The 16,323-nt window shown below is 55.4% G+C and carries 11 protein-coding genes; 8 read left to right on the top strand and 3 right to left on the bottom strand.

Features of this window, described 5'->3' with window-relative positions; translation table 11 throughout:
* Nucleotides 1-204: 204 nt before the first annotated feature.
* The gene (locus L2097_RS06285; protein ID WP_250352376.1) at nucleotides 205-1,587 is read right to left on the bottom strand and encodes a M24 family metallopeptidase; all 1,383 of its coding nucleotides are present in this window, start codon (nucleotides 1,585-1,587) and stop codon (nucleotides 205-207) included.
* Nucleotides 1,588-1,628: 41 nt separating this feature from the next.
* Entirely contained in the window at nucleotides 1,629-2,546 is a 918-nt protein-coding gene (locus tag L2097_RS06280) for a LysR family transcriptional regulator (protein ID WP_250352375.1), read from the bottom strand.
* 487 nt (nucleotides 2,547-3,033) lie between these two features.
* Between L2097_RS06280 and L2097_RS06275 the strand changes: the two genes are divergently transcribed.
* Together L2097_RS06275 and L2097_RS06270 are read left to right on the top strand one after the other, a co-directional pair.
* Nucleotides 3,034-4,380, top strand: coding sequence for an MFS transporter (locus L2097_RS06275; RefSeq protein ID WP_250352374.1), 1,347 nt, complete (start codon nucleotides 3,034-3,036; stop codon nucleotides 4,378-4,380).
* Complete coding sequence (locus L2097_RS06270; RefSeq protein WP_250352373.1) at nucleotides 4,377-5,864, top strand: amidase; 1,488 nt, start codon at nucleotides 4,377-4,379, stop codon at nucleotides 5,862-5,864. Before L2097_RS06275 ends, L2097_RS06270 begins: the two co-directional genes overlap by 4 nt.
* A 71-nt stretch (nucleotides 5,865-5,935) precedes the next feature.
* On the opposite strand, the gene nifJ is transcribed toward L2097_RS06270, so the two are convergent.
* Nucleotides 5,936-9,448: a pyruvate:ferredoxin (flavodoxin) oxidoreductase gene (gene nifJ, locus L2097_RS06265; RefSeq protein ID WP_047370274.1), complete on the bottom strand. Its 3,513-nt coding sequence runs from the start codon at nucleotides 9,446-9,448 to the stop codon at nucleotides 5,936-5,938.
* Nucleotides 9,449-9,861: 413 nt separating this feature from the next.
* On the opposite strand from nifJ, the gene nifH reads away from it, so the two are divergent.
* From nifH to nifE, 6 genes are all read left to right on the top strand, one after another.
* On the top strand, nucleotides 9,862-10,743 hold the full coding sequence (nifH, locus tag L2097_RS06260; protein ID WP_039078970.1) for a nitrogenase iron protein: 882 nt from the start codon (nucleotides 9,862-9,864) through the stop codon (nucleotides 10,741-10,743).
* Between the two features lie 25 nt (nucleotides 10,744-10,768).
* Complete coding sequence (nifD, locus tag L2097_RS06255) at nucleotides 10,769-12,217, top strand: nitrogenase molybdenum-iron protein alpha chain (RefSeq protein ID WP_047370273.1); 1,449 nt, start codon at nucleotides 10,769-10,771, stop codon at nucleotides 12,215-12,217.
* Nucleotides 12,218-12,272: 55 nt separating this feature from the next.
* A complete protein-coding gene (gene nifK, locus L2097_RS06250) occupies nucleotides 12,273-13,835 on the top strand; it encodes a nitrogenase molybdenum-iron protein subunit beta (protein ID WP_047370272.1) in 1,563 nt (520 codons plus the stop codon).
* 44 nt (nucleotides 13,836-13,879) lie between these two features.
* The gene (nifT, locus tag L2097_RS06245) at nucleotides 13,880-14,098 is read left to right on the top strand and encodes a putative nitrogen fixation protein NifT (protein ID WP_047370271.1); all 219 of its coding nucleotides are present in this window, start codon (nucleotides 13,880-13,882) and stop codon (nucleotides 14,096-14,098) included.
* A 10-nt stretch (nucleotides 14,099-14,108) separates the two neighbouring features.
* A complete protein-coding gene (locus tag L2097_RS06240) occupies nucleotides 14,109-14,768 on the top strand; it encodes a NifB/NifX family molybdenum-iron cluster-binding protein (RefSeq protein ID WP_229221207.1) in 660 nt (219 codons plus the stop codon).
* Nucleotides 14,769-14,943: 175 nt separating this feature from the next.
* Entirely contained in the window at nucleotides 14,944-16,317 is a 1,374-nt protein-coding gene (nifE, locus tag L2097_RS06235; protein ID WP_250352372.1) for a nitrogenase iron-molybdenum cofactor biosynthesis protein NifE, read from the top strand.
* Nucleotides 16,318-16,323: the final 6 nt, after the last annotated feature.

Below are 16,323 nucleotides of genomic sequence, written 5' to 3'. Positions count from 1 at the left end.
GACAGGTTAATTCTGAGGGTAAAGGATGTTCGATCACACGAAACAATATGCTTCCGTTGTCGTTTTCTTTGTAATAGAGTGCCGTATCTTTACATGAAAAATCCAGACCAACTGCCCGCAGCTTATAACCTGGAAATTATTTGCAGTGTTATTATTTACAACGTCATGCATGAGAGGCAGAAGCTATGCATGACGTTGCCGATATTATGCTTTCACTACGGCCTTATTTTTATCCAGTAAAAAAGGACGCAGATACCCTACGGTGTTGGACAACAAAATGACTTCGACAGGCAAATCTATTTTCAATACGTCGGTGACATAGTCGCGACGCGCCTGCATACGCGCCCACACCTGCGGATAATCCTGCGCCAGCTCATCGCGAAGCCGCTCATCAGCCAGGCCAACGGTATCTTCAATGCTACAACCGCCATAACCCGGCACTGAGGGAATAATATCGATTTGCAGCAGCATGCCGCTTTCCAGACGCACCGCAGAAGCAGGGTAAATGGGCGAACTTAACCACTCTTCATCGGCAACCAGATGGCCAGGATTGAGATGCCAGTGCCAGCGATCTTTAGGTAACACCGACTCCACCAGGCGGTAGACCTCCGCGCCCGTCACGCCCGGGCGGATAAATTCAAGCCACTGGACCACGGTGTGATAGTAGGGAATGGCCACGCGGGTCAGGTAGTCTGCAACCGGCTCCGCCAGCTCATTTTCACTGGCGACAACGTATGCTGAACGGCTGGTTAACCCGCCTTTGTAACCGACGGTGAGGGAAAATTTATCGCCGCGAGCGATGACCTTATCCGTTGGGTAGAGACAGGCGCGGGCAAAGCGCTCGCCCGTAGCGGCAATCATCACCACATTGTTAGGCTGTCCCCACCCCGCCAGATGCTGACCAATCTCTTTTTCACGCCGCCCTGGCTCGATGGCATTGAGCGCGGTAAGCAGCCGGGTGGAGGCGAGGTTGGCGCCGTATTCATAAAAAGCAATTTCGCAGGCGCTATTCAGCCGCCGTACGCCGTATTCCGGCGAGATAAACAGTCCGGTAGCATTGTGCACATTTTCCCGCCCGCCTGCCGCGCTGAACACCGCATCAAGAATAAACGCCGGTACATCAAACAGCGCGGTATGACCGGTGAATAATTTCCAGCCCACGACACCCACACAGCTCGCTTTATCGATGCCGCACGAGGCGAGCAACCCGGCCAGCGGCGCGTCACCTTCCATTGGCTGGTTGGGTAAGGAAAACAGCGGCGTATGCAGGCATTTACCGCCATTACGCGCAAAAGGCACCAGCTTAAGGTTCTCATTGCCCATGATGTAGCTCAGCGCGCCTGCGGCATTCACTACCAGCAGTGCTTCCTCAAAACGGGGAATAAACCCGGCAAGATACTCAAAATTGGCGCCATGCTCTTTGTCGGCATAGATAACCAGATGCGTAAAACCACGTTCCTGCATCGACTGCAGGACATTACGCAACCGTCGTTTCATGGTGTCGTCCGAAAGGACGGGATAAGCAATATCCGGGTAGGTTTGCGGCGCAGGTATTGTCTGCAGGTGATAGCGCGGGACCGTTGTCATGGCGTCATTCCTTATGCGGCGGGGAAAAGATCCTGATTGCTTTATGCCGTTGTGTTGACCAGAACATTCTGACCATCAATACGCTGCGACAACATATCATGGAACAGACGGGTCGCCATGGATAACGTCCGTTGACGGGGCAAACAGAGATCGACCTTCACCTTTCCCATCAGCGGGTCGGCCAGCGGCACCGCCACAAACATCGCCTGCCCGTTCTGCTCCTGATGATGTAGCTGGGGCAAAATGAGCAGCGTCTTACCCTGCAGTGCCAGCGTCTTTTGTACCTCCATTGAGCTGGTAATAAACCGCATATCAAAATGGACGGCTTCGCGTCTGGCTGCGGATTCCAGTAACTGGCGTACGGCGTAGTTGGCAGGGGGAATGGCTATCGGGTGGGCGGCAATCTCTTTCAGGGTTAGCCGCGACTTCGTCGCCAGCGGATGATGGGCGGCCATCAGTACCTTGTGTTCCAGATGACAACAATGGGTCACCTGAATCTCCGCACTGACAGGGGTATAAAAGGCCAGCGCGACATCAGCGTGCCCGCTAATAAGCTGTTCGGCGATATAGGGCGCGCTGCCGGTGTCAATTTCGAACGACACCTCCGGGTTATGCTGACCAAACGCCTCAATGACGGGGGCGATAAACAGCGCCACCAGGCTCTCGGCGGCACAGATTTTTACCGTACCGGACACCACGCTGCGCCTTGAAGTAATACGCGCTTTCACTGACTCCAGCTCCCGTAACGTGGCCTCCACCGCCTGCGCCAGAAGCTCCCCTTCACGCGTCAGTTTAATGCCGCGTGGGCCCCGTTCAATCAATTGGGCGCCATAATAATGCTCAAGAATATCGATTTGCCGCGTCACGGCCCCTGGCGCAACAAATAACTTATCCGCAGCTTCACGAAAAGAAGCAGACTTTGCGACCTGACTAAAATATTTCAGCGCCCGTAATTGCATTGTCTCTCCCGCTGGATGAAACCATTGCAGCGACCTTATTACGTCAGTGAAATATTGGCAAACGACGCTACGATGACGGCGCTATTGCACTCTTTATAAGCAACGAGCGCCATTTCTGTGCAATCACTACCCCCTTTTTTAAAGCCAACATCCCGTAACGGGCGCGCTATGCGGCATGACCTGTCAATAACCATCGCTTTATTTTGACGTGTATTTTGCTGACAAAGCACATTTTAAGTGCGCCCGCCAATGAAGTTATTTACTGACTCAAAACACAGACGCGAATGCCGATATTAATAGCCAATATAAACAACAGGTTAAATTTATTCATATTATTTTCTTATTCACTCGCCTTATTGTCAGTGCATACATTTTTTGAACACTGACCTCGCCTAATTGTGATAGTGGGCGGATCTACGCCCTGTTATATGTCTGCTATGTCTTTTCACCTTTCATTTCGCCTGAACATATTGAGGAAGGTCATACGATGACAAACGAAATAAGTCATAGCGCTTCAAAACCCAAAGCATCGCGTAAAGAAGTGGTTGCTGTTGTGCTTGGCGCTGCGGTTGAGTTTTTCGATTTCAGTGCTTATGCCACCTTTGCCGTCATGATCGGTAATATTTTCTTCCCCTCAGATAACCCCTTTACCAGCCTTTTATTGTCGGTCTCTGTTTTCGGTATCGGCTTTATTGTCCGCCCACTTGGTGCCATATTTATTGGCAGCTATGCCGACCGCGTGGGACGTAAACCGGCAATGCTACTCACTATGGTGTTTATGACCATTGGCACCGGCGGGCTGGTCTTCCTGCCTGGCTATGAAACCATTGGTATGGCAGCTCCAGTCATTCTTGTGCTTGTCCGTATGCTACAAGGGCTGGCCTGGGGCGGCGAAGCAGGCCCTGCGACAACATTTATTATGGAAGCTGCGCCAGAAGGAAAAAGAGCGTTCTATACCAGCTGGCAAATTGTCGCGCAGGGGCTGGCGGGCATCAGCGCTGGCTTGATTGGTTATACCCTGACACTCATCCTGACGCCTGAGCAACTCTCTGCCTGGGGCTGGCGCGTGCCTTTCGCGTTTGGACTGCTCATTCTGCCCATTGCCATCTATCTGCGCCGTAACCTTAACGAGACCTTCACCGCTGAGAACAGCGCTGCCAGTAAGTCCACCGGTAGCCTGCTCGGTGAAGTGATGCGCAACTACCGCGGCCTGATTCTGGTGGGTATTTTTATTCTTTCAGGCAGTACCATCACGCAATATTTTCTCAATTACATGACCACTTATGCCTTAAAAGAACTGGCCTTCGCGCCGGGTACGGCGATGGCGTCGACCATTCTTATCGGCGTGTGCGTGGTGATATTTTCCCTGGTTGGCGGCTGGATGGCGGATCGCTTCGGGCGCAAGATAACCATTATCGCGCCACGCCTGCTTCTGCTGCTCCTGCTGCTACCGGGTCTTGAGATGATCAACGCCTGGCGTAGTGAAGGCGTTTTCTTTGCCATCATCACTCTCTTTGCCGCACTGCAATGTATCAGCGGATCCGGCGTGTTGGTGGTGCTGTGCGAAAACTTTCCGCGCTATATCCGCTCAACCGGTTTTTCCATCGCGTTTGCCTTCGGTATCACGCTGTTTGGCGGTACAGCACAAATTGTCTTCTCGTGGCTGATTAAATGGACCGGTGACCCGGTTTCCCCTGGCTACTACCTTATCGCCGCTAATATCCTCTGCCTCATAGCGACACTGATGCTTAAAGAACGCGTCCCTCACAGCGTCCCTCGCCGGGTGAAAGCGCAGCAGGGCAAGATCCAGTTTGCGAAGGAGAAATCACAATGAAAACCGTACTACGTTGGGATGAGTGGGCAGCCTGCGACGCCACCGCGCTGGCAGAACTGGTCGCGTGCGGCGACGTCAGCGCCCGTGAGCTGGCGCTACAGGCACAGGCCGCGACGCAGATGGTTAACCCACAAATCAGCGCCGTCGTTGAGCTGTTTGATGACGCCATCGACCTACCAGAAACCGACGGCACTTGTCTGGCGGGGCCATTCAAGGGTGTCCCCTTCCTGATGAAAGATTTAGGACCGGGGGTAAAGGGGCGTTTGCAGGAGCAAGGCTCCGCCTTTTTGCGCGGTAATCGTCCGGCCGAAGACGCCTTTTTAACCACGCAAATCCGCCATGCCGGGCTTAATATTATCGGCCGCAGCGCCACGCCGGAGTTTGGCGTTTGCGGCTCGGCGGAAAACCCGGCTATTTACGTGACACGCAGCCCGTGGAACCCGCAATACACGACCTTTGGCTCCTCCGCCGGCGCCTGCGCGTCGGTGGCTGCCGGCATTATTCCCCTCGCCCACGCCACCGACGGCGGCGGCTCTATCCGCATTCCGGCGGGGTCCAATGGGCTTATCGGCCTGAAAAGTAGCCGGGGGGTATTCTCCATTGGCCCGGCGCTATCGGATATCACGGGTTATGTCTCAACACAAGGCTGTGTGAGTCGTAGCGTGCGTGACACGGCTCGCTTTGTGGATAGCTGCAGAGGCGGCGCGCCGGGCGAGTTTATGCCTTACTGGCAACCCTCGCAGCCCTGTAGTGAGATGATCACCCGCGATCCGGCACCGCTACGCATTGCTGTGTCCCACGAATGGGGGAATTACCGTTCAACGCCGCATTTTGTCGCTGAGCTGGAGAAAACGACGCGCCTGCTTGAGGAGCTGGGACATCAGGTGGAATGGGTGACGCCGGACATTCCCTTCGAAGAAGCGTTTGCCGCGCAAACTGCCTGCTATATCAGCAACTTCGCACAATTTATTCAGCGTCTGCTGGAGAAAAACAATCTCAGCGCCCCGCCGGAAGATAATGTCGAGCCGATGAATATTCGAATCTGGCAAAAAGGGATAAATATGTCCTACAGCGAGCGCTGGAAAATGCAAGATGCGTTTAACCAGATATCCCGCAAACTGGGAGCGTTTTTTCAGGAATGGGATCTGATCCTGACGCCGACATTTTCCAAACCGACGCCGTTGCTTGGTGAGAAAAGGTACCTGACACTCAGCGATAACCCGGACGTAATGGACTGGTTCTATTCGCTGTGGGATATCTTCTCCTACACGCCGCTCGCCAGTTTAACCGGCACGCCGGGCATCTCGTTGCCACTGGCCTGGCAACAATCCGGGCTGCCGCTCGGGATGCATTTCCAGACGCGCCAGGGTAACGACGGGCTGCTGCTGCAACTGGCGGCCCAGCTTGAGCGCGCATCCGGCGGGCGGTTTATTAGCAACGCCACGCCGCAGGTGCATGTCACCGTTAATGCCGGACGCAAATAGAAAGGCCGGAGTGCACCACTGTCGCTCCGGCCTGCTTTGTTTCTGCCCGGTAGATACCGGGCTTGTTACCTTTACTCTCCAGCCAGACGCCTGTACTGGGCGTAGCGGTCTTTCGCATCCTGCTCAGTCTGGGCAAATAGACTGTCTGCCACCTCCGGCGAGGTTCGGCCCAGCGAGGCATAACGCACTTCCCCCATCAGGAAGTCACGGAAACTCTCCTCCGGCTCTTCCGAATCGAGAATAAACGGGTTCTTCCCTTTAGCCAGCAACTGCGGGTTGTAGCGCCAGAGGTGCCAGTAACCGGCCTCCACCGCGCGTTTCGCCTCGCTGATACTGCGCCCCATCCCGGCTTTCAGCCCGTGGTTAATACAGGCCGCGTAGGCAATAACCAGCGACGGCCCTGGCCAGGCTTCGGCTTCGGCAATGGCCCGCAACGTCTGGGCTTTGTCGGCCCCCATCGCCACCTGGGCGACATACACATTGCCGTAACTGACGGCCATCATCCCCAAATCCTTTTTACGGGTCCGTTTGCCTTCAGCGGCAAACTTGGCGATGGCGGCCACTGGCGTGGATTTCGACGACTGCCCGCCGGTATTGGAATAGACCTCGGTATCAAATACCAGAATATTCACGTCCTCGCCGGAAGCCAGCACATGATCGAGGCCGCCAAAACCAATATCATAAGCCCAGCCATCGCCGCCAAAAATCCACTGCGAGCGCTTAGTGAAGTAATCCTGGTTTTGATACAGGCGATTAAGCAGGTCATCGTCACCCTTCTCCGCCGCCAGCAGCGCGCTCAATTTTTCCGCCCGCGCACGGGTACCTTCGCCGAGATCTTTATGTTCCAGCCAGTCACGCAGGGCCTGTTGTAAATCCGGATGCAACGGTCTTTCCAGCACACTTGCCGCATCGCTCGCCAGTTGTTCACGAATGGCGCGACCGCCCAACATCATCCCCAGACCAAACTCGGCGTTATCTTCAAACAGCGAATTCGCCCAGGCCGGCCCCTGGCCTTTATGGTTAGTGGTCCACGGAATGGACGGCGCGCTGGCCCCCCAGATAGAGGAACAGCCCGTGGCGTTGGCGATCATCATGCGATCGCCAAAAAGCTGGGTAATCAAGCGTGCATAAGGGGTTTCGCCGCACCCGGCGCAGGCGCCGGAAAACTCCAGTAACGGGGGTTCGAACTGGCAGCCTTTGACCGTGGCTTTGCTGAACGGATTCTCTTTTGGTGCCAGGGCCAGCGCGTGATCCCACACCGGGACCATATGGCGCTGGCTATCGAGGGGTTTCATGGCCAGGGCTTTACCTTTTGACGGGCAAATATCAACGCAGTTGCCGCAACCGGAGCAGTCGAGCGGAGAGACCGCCAGATGATACTCATAGTGTTTGGCCCCCTGTGCCACCTTGCTCAATAACGCAACTGGCGCCGCTTCACGCTCTTCGCTGCTCAACAACGCCGGGCGAATGGCCGCATGCGGGCAGATAAAGGCGCACTGATTACACTGGGTACAGCCTTCCGGCTGCCAGACCGGTACCTGCATGGCGATACCGCGTTTCTCCCAGGCGGCGGTGCCGGGTGGAAATGTCCCGTCCTCCATGCCAAGAAAGGCGCTGACAGGCAGTTTGTCGCCGTTCTGGCGGTTCATCGGCTCCAGGATGTTGCGAATAAAATCCGGCATGAGTTTGCCGTCATTGTTCGCCTCTTCTTCCACATACGCCCAGTGGTCGGGCACGATAATCTCCTGTAGCGCATCCATCCCCAGGTCAATAGCGGCATTGTTCATATCCACCACGTTCTGCCCTTTGCTACCGTAGGATTTCGCCACCGCTTTCTTAAGGTGCTCTGAGGCGGTTTTGGCATCAATAATGTCGGTCAGTTTGAAAAATGCCGCCTGCATCAGCATATTGAATCGACCGCCGAGGCCGAGTTTCCGCGCGATATCGACCGCGTTCAGGGTGTAAAACCGTACCCCCTGACGGGCAATGATGCGCTTCATTTTATTCGGCAAATGGCGTTCCACCTCTTCGCCAAACCAGGTGCAATTGAGCAGGAAAATCCCGCCCGGATTGATGCCATCCAGCAGATCGTATTTGTCCACATAGGACTGTTGGGAACAGGCAATAAAATCCGCGTTATGAATAAGATACGGCGAGGTGATCGGGCGCTTACCAAAACGCAGATGCGACATGGTTATGCCACCGGATTTCTTCGAATCGTAGGCAAAATAGGCCTGCGCGAACATCGACGTATTATCGCCGATAATTTTGATGGCGTTCTTATTGGCGCTGACCGTACCGTCGGAACCCAGCCCCCAGAATTTACAGGCGGTGATGCCCTCACGGGAGACATGAATGTCATAAGCCGGTACCGGCAGCGAGGTATGGGTAACATCATCAAAAATCCCCACCGTGAAGCCATCCATCGGCAGCGGTTTTTTCAGGTTTTCGAACACGGAAACAATGTGTCCCGGCAGGACATCTTTACCGCCCAGAGCATAACGTCCGCCGACGATCAGCGGCGGGTTATCATGGTGATAGAAGGCATTTTTGACATCCAGACACAGCGGTTCCGCCTGCGCCCCCGGCTCTTTGGTACGGTCGAGTACGGCAATACGCTTCACGCTGGCGGGGATCTTCGCCATAAAATGAGCCAGCGAAAAAGGCCGGAACAGATGCACGGAAACCAGACCGACTTTTTCCCCGCTGTCGATCATCGCATCCACCACTTCCTGGATAGTGTCGCACACTGACCCCATCGCAATGATGATTTGCTCAGCATCCGGTGAACCGTAGTAATCAAACAGGTGGTATTCACGCCCGGTGATGCGATAAATCTCCGCCATATACCCTTCAACGATATCCGGCAGCGCTTGATAAAAGCGGTTTGAGGCTTCGCGTTCCTGAAAATAGATGTCCGGGTTCTGCGCCGTGCCGCGAATGACGGGGTGGTCCGGGTTTAAGGCGTTGCGGCGAAAGAGATTGAGCGCCTCCTGATCCAACAACGGCGCCAGCGCTTCATGCTCCAGCACCTCGATTTTCTGGATTTCATGGGAAGTACGAAAGCCGTCGAAGAAATTGATAAACGGCACGCGGCCTTTAATGGCCGAGAGATGCGCGACCGCCGACAGATCCATCACCTGCTGGACATTGTTTTCCGCCAGCATCGCACAGCCGGTCTGACGCACGGCCATTACGTCCTGATGGTCGCCGAATATGTTCAGCGAGTTGGTCGCCAGCGCCCTGGCGCTGACATGAAATACCCCCGGCAATAGCTCGCCCGCAATCTTGTACAGATTGGGGATCATCAGCAGCAATCCCTGTGATGCGGTATAGGTTGTGGTCAGCGCCCCTGCCTGCAATGCGCCGTGTACGGCTCCTGCCGCACCGGCTTCTGACTGCATCTCCATCAGACGCACCGGTTGACCAAACAGGTTTTTCTTACCCTGTGCTGTCCATTCGTCGACGTTTTCCGCCATCGGTGTTGAGGGTGTGATGGGATAAATCGCCGCGACATCAGTAAAGGCATAGGAGATCCAGGCCGCCGCAGCGTTGCCATCCATCGTTTTCATCTTTCCGGACATTTCTCGTTCCTCGAATGTGAGAGGCAAAATCGCCGCCTGCTGACGGCAAACCGTAGTACCCCTGCTTTGCACAGCCTGTGCCATATCGAGAAAATGCAACATAGACCTTTAAATTCAATTCATTAGTAAAAAATAGCACGTTGTTCATATTCCGACATTGCGTGGAATAAGACAGGCAGTACGACATCCTGTTGAACAGCTAACAAAGTGTCAGCGCCGCAGCGGCACTGGCTGACGCGGTGGCGAATTGTCCTGTTTCCAACAATTGGTCTGCATATTGTTCAGTGTTTGTTTTGCCCCCACAGAGGCAATAAAAATAAAAACCAATAAATACAGAAAATTAGATGTTCTGGCACGGCTGGTATGTTCCCTGCACTAGGTAATGGGCAAACACACAAACAGGAGAACACACCATGACCATGCGTCAATGCGCCATTTATGGCAAAGGTGGGATCGGCAAATCCACCACCACACAGAACCTCGTCGCCGCACTCGCGGAAATGGGCAAAAAAGTGATGATCGTCGGCTGCGACCCGAAAGCGGACTCCACCCGTCTGATCCTGCACGCAAAAGCGCAGAACACCATTATGGAGATGGCCGCCGAAGTGGGTTCTGTGGAAGACCTCGAACTGGAAGACGTGCTGCAAATCGGTTACGGCGGCGTGCGTTGTGCGGAATCCGGCGGCCCGGAACCAGGCGTGGGCTGTGCAGGACGTGGTGTTATTACCGCCATCAACTTCCTTGAAGAAGAAGGCGCCTATGTCAGCGACCTCGACTTTGTCTTCTATGACGTCCTCGGCGACGTGGTCTGCGGCGGGTTCGCCATGCCAATTCGTGAAAACAAAGCGCAAGAGATCTATATCGTCTGCTCCGGGGAAATGATGGCAATGTATGCCGCCAATAACATCTCCAAAGGCATCGTGAAATACGCCAAATCCGGCAAGGTGCGCCTGGGCGGGCTGATTTGTAACTCCCGTCAGACCGACCGCGAAGATGAATTGATCATCGCGCTGGCAGAAAAGCTGGGCACGCAGATGATTCACTTTGTACCGCGCGACAACATCGTCCAGCGTGCGGAAATTCGCCGTATGACGGTTATCGAATATGACCCGAAATGCAACCAGGCCGACGAATACCGCGCACTGGCGAACAAGATCGTCAACAACACCCTGATGGTCGTCCCGACCCCTTGCACCATGGATGAACTGGAAGAGTTGCTGATGGAATTCGGCATTATGGATGTGGAAGACGCCAGCATCATCGGTAAAACCGCCGCCGAAGAAAACGCGGCCTGAGCCGCCTTGTAACAGGAACACAGTTATGAGCAATGCAACAGGCGAACGTAATCTGGAAATTATCCAGGAAGTGCTGGAGATCTTTCCGGAAAAAACGCGCAAAGAACGCAGAAAGCACATGATGGTGACCGACCCGGAGATGGAAAGCGTCGGGAAATGCATCATCTCTAACCGCAAATCGCAGCCGGGGGTGATGACCGTCCGTGGCTGCTCCTACGCCGGTTCGAAAGGCGTGGTTTTTGGGCCTATTAAAGATATGGCCCACATCTCCCACGGCCCTATTGGCTGTGGGCAGTACTCCCGCGCCGGGCGTCGCAACTACTACACCGGGGTCAGCGGCGTTGACTCCTTCGGGACGCTGAACTTTACCTCTGACTTTCAGGAGCGCGATATCGTCTTTGGCGGCGACAAAAAGCTCAGCAAACTGATTGAGGAGATGGAGGAGCTGTTCCCGCTGACCAAAGGCATCTCCATTCAGTCGGAATGCCCGGTTGGCTTAATCGGCGATGATATCGAAGCCGTGGCGAACGCCAGTAAAAAAGCGCTCAACAAACCCGTGATCCCGGTGCGTTGCGAAGGCTTTCGTGGCGTATCCCAGTCACTCGGCCACCATATCGCCAACGACGTGATCCGCGACTGGGTACTGGATAACCGCGAAGGTAAACCTTTCGAATCCACCCCGTATGACGTGGCCATCATCGGCGATTACAACATCGGCGGCGACGCCTGGGCCTCGCGCATTCTGCTTGAAGAGATGGGGCTGCGCGTGGTGGCGCAGTGGTCCGGCGATGGTACGCTGGTAGAGATGGAAAACACCCCGTTTGTGAAGCTGAACCTGGTGCACTGCTACCGCTCCATGAATTACATCTCTCGCCATATGGAAGAGAAACACGGTATTCCGTGGATGGAGTACAACTTCTTTGGCCCGACCAAAATCGCCGAATCACTGCGTAAAATCGCCGATCAATTTGACGACACCATCCGCGCCAATGCGGAAGCGGTGATCGCCAGATATCAGGCGCAGAACGACGCGATTATCGCCAAATACCGCCCGCGTCTCGAAGGCCGCAAAGTGCTGCTCTATATGGGAGGCCTACGTCCTCGTCATGTGATCGGCGCCTATGAGGATCTGGGTATGGAGATTGTCGCCGCGGGATATGAATTTGCCCATAACGACGATTACGACCGCACCCTGCCGGACCTCAAAGAGGGCACGCTGTTGTTCGATGACGCCAGCAGTTATGAACTGGAAGCGTTCGTGAAGGCGATTAAGCCGGACCTCATTGGCTCGGGCATCAAGGAAAAATACATTTTCCAGAAAATGGGGGTTCCGTTCCGCCAGATGCACTCCTGGGATTACTCCGGCCCGTATCACGGCTATGACGGCTTTGCCATCTTTGCCCGCGATATGGACATGACGCTCAACAATCCCGCCTGGGGCGAGTTGACCGCACCCTGGCTGAAATCAGCCTGAATACTATCCTGACATCCCGTTTGTTCACCGATTTGTGGCGCGGGAGGAGAACATCATGAGCCAAACTGCTGAGAAAATTGTCGCCTGTCATCCGCTGTTTGAACAGGACGAATACCAGACGCTGTTTCGCAACAAGCGCGGTCTGGAAGAGGCGCACGACCCGCAACGTGTGCAAGAGGTTTTTGAATGGACCACCACGGCGGAATACGAAGCGCTGAACTTTAAACGCGAAGCGTTAACCGTCGATCCTGCGAAGGCCTGCCAGCCTTTAGGATCGGTGCTCTGTTCACTGGGCTTTGCCAATACCCTGCCCTATGTGCATGGTTCCCAGGGCTGCGTAGCCTATTTCCGCACCTATTTTAACCGTCATTTCAAAGAGCCGATCGCCTGTGTATCGGACTCAATGACCGAGGATGCGGCGGTATTTGGCGGCAACAACAACCTCAACACCGGGTTGCAAAATGCCAGCGCGCTGTACAAACCGGAAATCGTTGCGGTCTCCACTACCTGTATGGCGGAGGTCATCGGTGATGACCTGCAGGCCTTTATCGCCAACGCCAAAAAGGATGGGTTTATTGATGCCGCTATTCCGGTGCCGTACGCCCACACGCCAAGTTTTATTGGTAGCCATATCACCGGCTGGGACAACATGTTCGAGGGTTTTGCCCGCACCTTCACCGCGGATCACGTGGCGCAACCGGGCAAACTGGCAAAGCTAAACCTGGTGACCGGTTTCGAAACCTATCTCGGCAATTACCGCGTGCTCAAACGCATGATGGCCCAGATGGACGTGCCCTGCAGCCTCTTGTCTGACCCGTCTGAGGTCCTGGATACGCCTGCCGACGGCCACTACCGCATGTATGCGGGCGGTACAACGCAACAAGAGATGCGTGAAGCCCCCGATGCTATCGACACCCTGCTGCTGCAACCCTGGCATCTGGTGAAGAGTAAAAAAGTGGTGCAGGAGTCGTGGGGTCAGCCCGGTACAGAAGTGTCAATCCCGATGGGATTGACCGGTACTGATGAACTGCTGATGGCGGTCAGTCAGTTAACCGGCAAACCGGTGGCGGATGAACTGACGCTGGAGCGTGGGCGTCTGGTGGACATGATTCTGGATTCCCATACCTGGCTGCACGGTAAGAAATTCGGACTCTATGGCGACCCGGATTTTGTCATGGGGCTGACGCGTTTCCTGCTGGAACTGGGCTGCGAACCGACGGTAATTCTCTGTCATAACGGCAGCAAGCGCTGGCAGAAAGCGATGAAGAAAATGCTTGAGGCATCGCCCTACGGTCAGGAGAGCGAAGTCTTCATCAACTGCGATCTGTGGCATTTCCGCTCGCTGATGTTTACCCGTAAACCGGACTTTATGATCGGCAACTCGTACGCCAAATTCATCCAGCGTGACACGCTGGCGAAAGGCGAACAGTTTGAAGTGCCGCTGATCCGTCTCGGCTTCCCGTTATTCGACCGACATCACCTGCATCGCCAGACCACCTGGGGTTATGAAGGGGCGATGAATATCGTCACCACCCTGGTCAACGCCGTGCTGGAAAAAGTCGACCGCGACACCATCAAACTGGGCAAAACGGACTACAGCTTCGACCTTGTCCGCTAACCATGACGCGCCCCGCCCTGTGCGGGGCCGCAAGGGGGAAAACAATGCCAATTGTCATTTTTCGTGAGCGCGGGCCGGACCTCTGGTGTTACATCGCTAAACAGGACCTTGAGGCAAAAGTCATCGCAATTGAACATGACACCCCGGATAACTGGGGTGGTGCTATTTCTCTGGAGGGGGGACGCCAGTATGTCGTCAGCCTGCAACCCGGGCGACCTTCCTTTCCCATCAGCCTGCGCGCCACGCGCGGCGCGCTTTTGTGAAGGTGGTCAGATGAACGATAACGATGTCCTTTTCTGGCGCATGCTGGCGCTGTTTCAGTGTCTGCCGGAGCTGCAACCCGCGCAAATACTGGCCTGGCTGACGGGAGAGCGCGACGAGGCTTTAACCCCGGCGTACCTCGATAAGCTCAATGTCCGCGAACTGGAAGCCACCTTCCCGTCTGAAACGGCGCTGATGTCGCCCGCACGCTGGAGCCGCGTTAACGCGTGCCTTCACGGTACGCTGCCCGCGCACCTGCAGGTTAAAAATACCGCTCGTCAGGGGCAATTACGGGTGGCTTTTTGTTCGCAGGATGGCTTGCTGATCAATGGCCATTTTGGTCAGGGGCGGCTGTTTTTTATCTATGACTTCGATGAACAAGGCGGATGGCTGCACGCGTTACGCCGTCTTTCCTCGACCCCACAAACCCAGGAACCAAATGAAGTTCGGGCTCAGTTGCTGAGCGATTGTCACCTGCTGTTTTGTGAAGCCATTGGCGGCCCTGCGGCGGCCCGGCTGATTCGTCACAATATCCACCCCATGAAAGTGTCGCCTGGCATGTCCATTGCCGCCCAGTGCGACGCCATTACCGCACTGCTGAGCGGACGTCTGCCGCCGTGGCTGGCAAAACGTCTTGAGAAAGCCAACCCGCTGGAAGAACGGGTGTTTTAATCTGCGCGCCCCTGCATCGGAGTGTGGATGCAGGGGGCTTTTTCCGTTGTCCTCATTACGCCAATTGTCTTCTTTGTCGCAAACCCGACAGAATATTCCTCTTAGAAATCAATAACTCATTTCTGGCTTGCGAATTGCAACATTGTGCACAGCCCAACAAGTCAATGAGGTCACTATGAAGGGAAATGACATTCTCGCGCTGCTGGATGAACCTGCCTGCGAACACAACCACAAACAAAAATCCGGCTGTAGCGCCCCCAAACCCGGCGCGACGGCGGGTGGTTGCGCCTTCGACGGCGCGCAAATCACCCTGCTGCCACTGTCAGATGTGGCGCATCTGGTCCACGGGCCGATTGGCTGCACGGGCAGCTCCTGGGATAACCGGGGCAGTATGAGCTCCGGCCCCAGTATCAACCGGCTCGGGTTTACCACCGATTTGAATGAGCAGGATGTGATAATGGGACGCGGCGAACGGCGGCTGTTCCATGCGGTGCGCCACATCGTCGATCGTTATCATCCCTCTGCGGTATTTATCTATAACACCTGCGTGCCGGCGATGGAGGGTGATGATATTGACGCCGTTTGTCAGGCGGCGGAAACCGCCACCGGCGTGCCGGTGATTGCCGTTGACGCCGCCGGATTCTATGGCAGCAAAAATCTCGGCAACCGCCTCGCGGGCGACGTGATGGTTAACAAGGTCGTCGGACGCCGCGCGCCTGCACCCTGGCCGGACGATACGCCCTTTGCGCCGGAACATCGCCACGATATTGGCCTGATAGGCGAATTCAATATCGCCGGGGAGTTCTGGCACGTTCAGCCGCTGCTTGATGAGCTGGGTATTCGCGTGCTGGGCAGCCTGTCGGGGGATGGTCGTTTTAGCGAAATCCAGACCCTGCACCATGCGCAGGTGAATATGCTGGTCTGCTCCAGAGCGTTGATCAATGTTGCCCGTACCCTTGAACAGCGCTATGGCACGCCCTGGTTTGAGGGCAGCTTTTACGGCGTACGCGCCACCTCCGATGCGCTGCGTCAGCTGGCATCCCTGCTTGGCGACAGCGATCTGATGGCTCGCACCGAAGCCGTGATTGCCCGGGAAGAAGCCGCGGCAAATCAGGCACTGGCCCCGTGGCGCGAACGGTTACAGGGGCGCAAAGTGCTGCTTTATACCGGCGGAGTGAAATCCTGGTCGGTGGTTTCTGCATTGCAGGATTTAGGCATGACCGTGGTGGCGACCGGCACACGAAAATCCACCGAAGAAGATAAACAGCGTATTCGCGAATTAATGGGCGATGACGCGCTGATGCTGGAAGAAGGTAACGCCCGCACCCTGCTTGATGTGGTGTACCGCTACCAGGCAGATTTAATGATTGCCGGCGGGCGCAATATGTATACCGCCTACAAAGCGCGACTGCCATTTCTGGATATCAACCAGGAGCGCGAACACGCCTTTGCAGGTTATCGCGGTATCGTGACCCTCGCCCAACAACTTTGCCAGACCATTGAAAGCCCCGTCTGGCCGCAAACTCACGCCCGCGCGCCGTGGCACTAAGGAGTG

Source organism: Citrobacter sp. MNAZ 1397 (assembly GCF_023613995.1).
Taxonomy (GTDB): domain Bacteria; phylum Pseudomonadota; class Gammaproteobacteria; order Enterobacterales; family Enterobacteriaceae; genus Phytobacter; species Phytobacter ursingii.
Note: the sequence above shows the minus strand (reverse complement) of the source record. Positions and strands in the feature narration are given on the sequence as shown.

What these genes read in the sequence shown, in the direction of transcription:
- L2097_RS06275 (WP_250352374.1), top strand. Translation starts at nt 3,034, where the DNA reads ATGACAAACGAAATAAGTCATAGCGCTTCAAAACCCAAAGCATCGCGT.
- L2097_RS06270 (WP_250352373.1), top strand. Translation starts at nt 4,377, where the DNA reads ATGAAAACCGTACTACGTTGGGATGAGTGGGCAGCCTGCGACGCCACC.
- L2097_RS06240 (WP_229221207.1), top strand. Translation starts at nt 14,109, where the DNA reads ATGAACGATAACGATGTCCTTTTCTGGCGCATGCTGGCGCTGTTTCAG.
- nifJ (WP_047370274.1), bottom strand. Translation starts at nt 9,448, where the DNA reads ATGTCCGGAAAGATGAAAACGATGGATGGCAACGCTGCGGCGGCCTGG.
- nifT (WP_047370271.1), top strand. Translation starts at nt 13,880, where the DNA reads ATGCCAATTGTCATTTTTCGTGAGCGCGGGCCGGACCTCTGGTGTTAC.
- nifE (WP_250352372.1), top strand. Translation starts at nt 14,944, where the DNA reads ATGAAGGGAAATGACATTCTCGCGCTGCTGGATGAACCTGCCTGCGAA.
- L2097_RS06280 (WP_250352375.1), bottom strand. Translation starts at nt 2,546, where the DNA reads ATGCAATTACGGGCGCTGAAATATTTTAGTCAGGTCGCAAAGTCTGCT.
- nifD (WP_047370273.1), top strand. Translation starts at nt 10,769, where the DNA reads ATGAGCAATGCAACAGGCGAACGTAATCTGGAAATTATCCAGGAAGTG.
- nifK (WP_047370272.1), top strand. Translation starts at nt 12,273, where the DNA reads ATGAGCCAAACTGCTGAGAAAATTGTCGCCTGTCATCCGCTGTTTGAA.
- L2097_RS06285 (WP_250352376.1), bottom strand. Translation starts at nt 1,587, where the DNA reads ATGACAACGGTCCCGCGCTATCACCTGCAGACAATACCTGCGCCGCAA.
- nifH (WP_039078970.1), top strand. Translation starts at nt 9,862, where the DNA reads ATGACCATGCGTCAATGCGCCATTTATGGCAAAGGTGGGATCGGCAAA.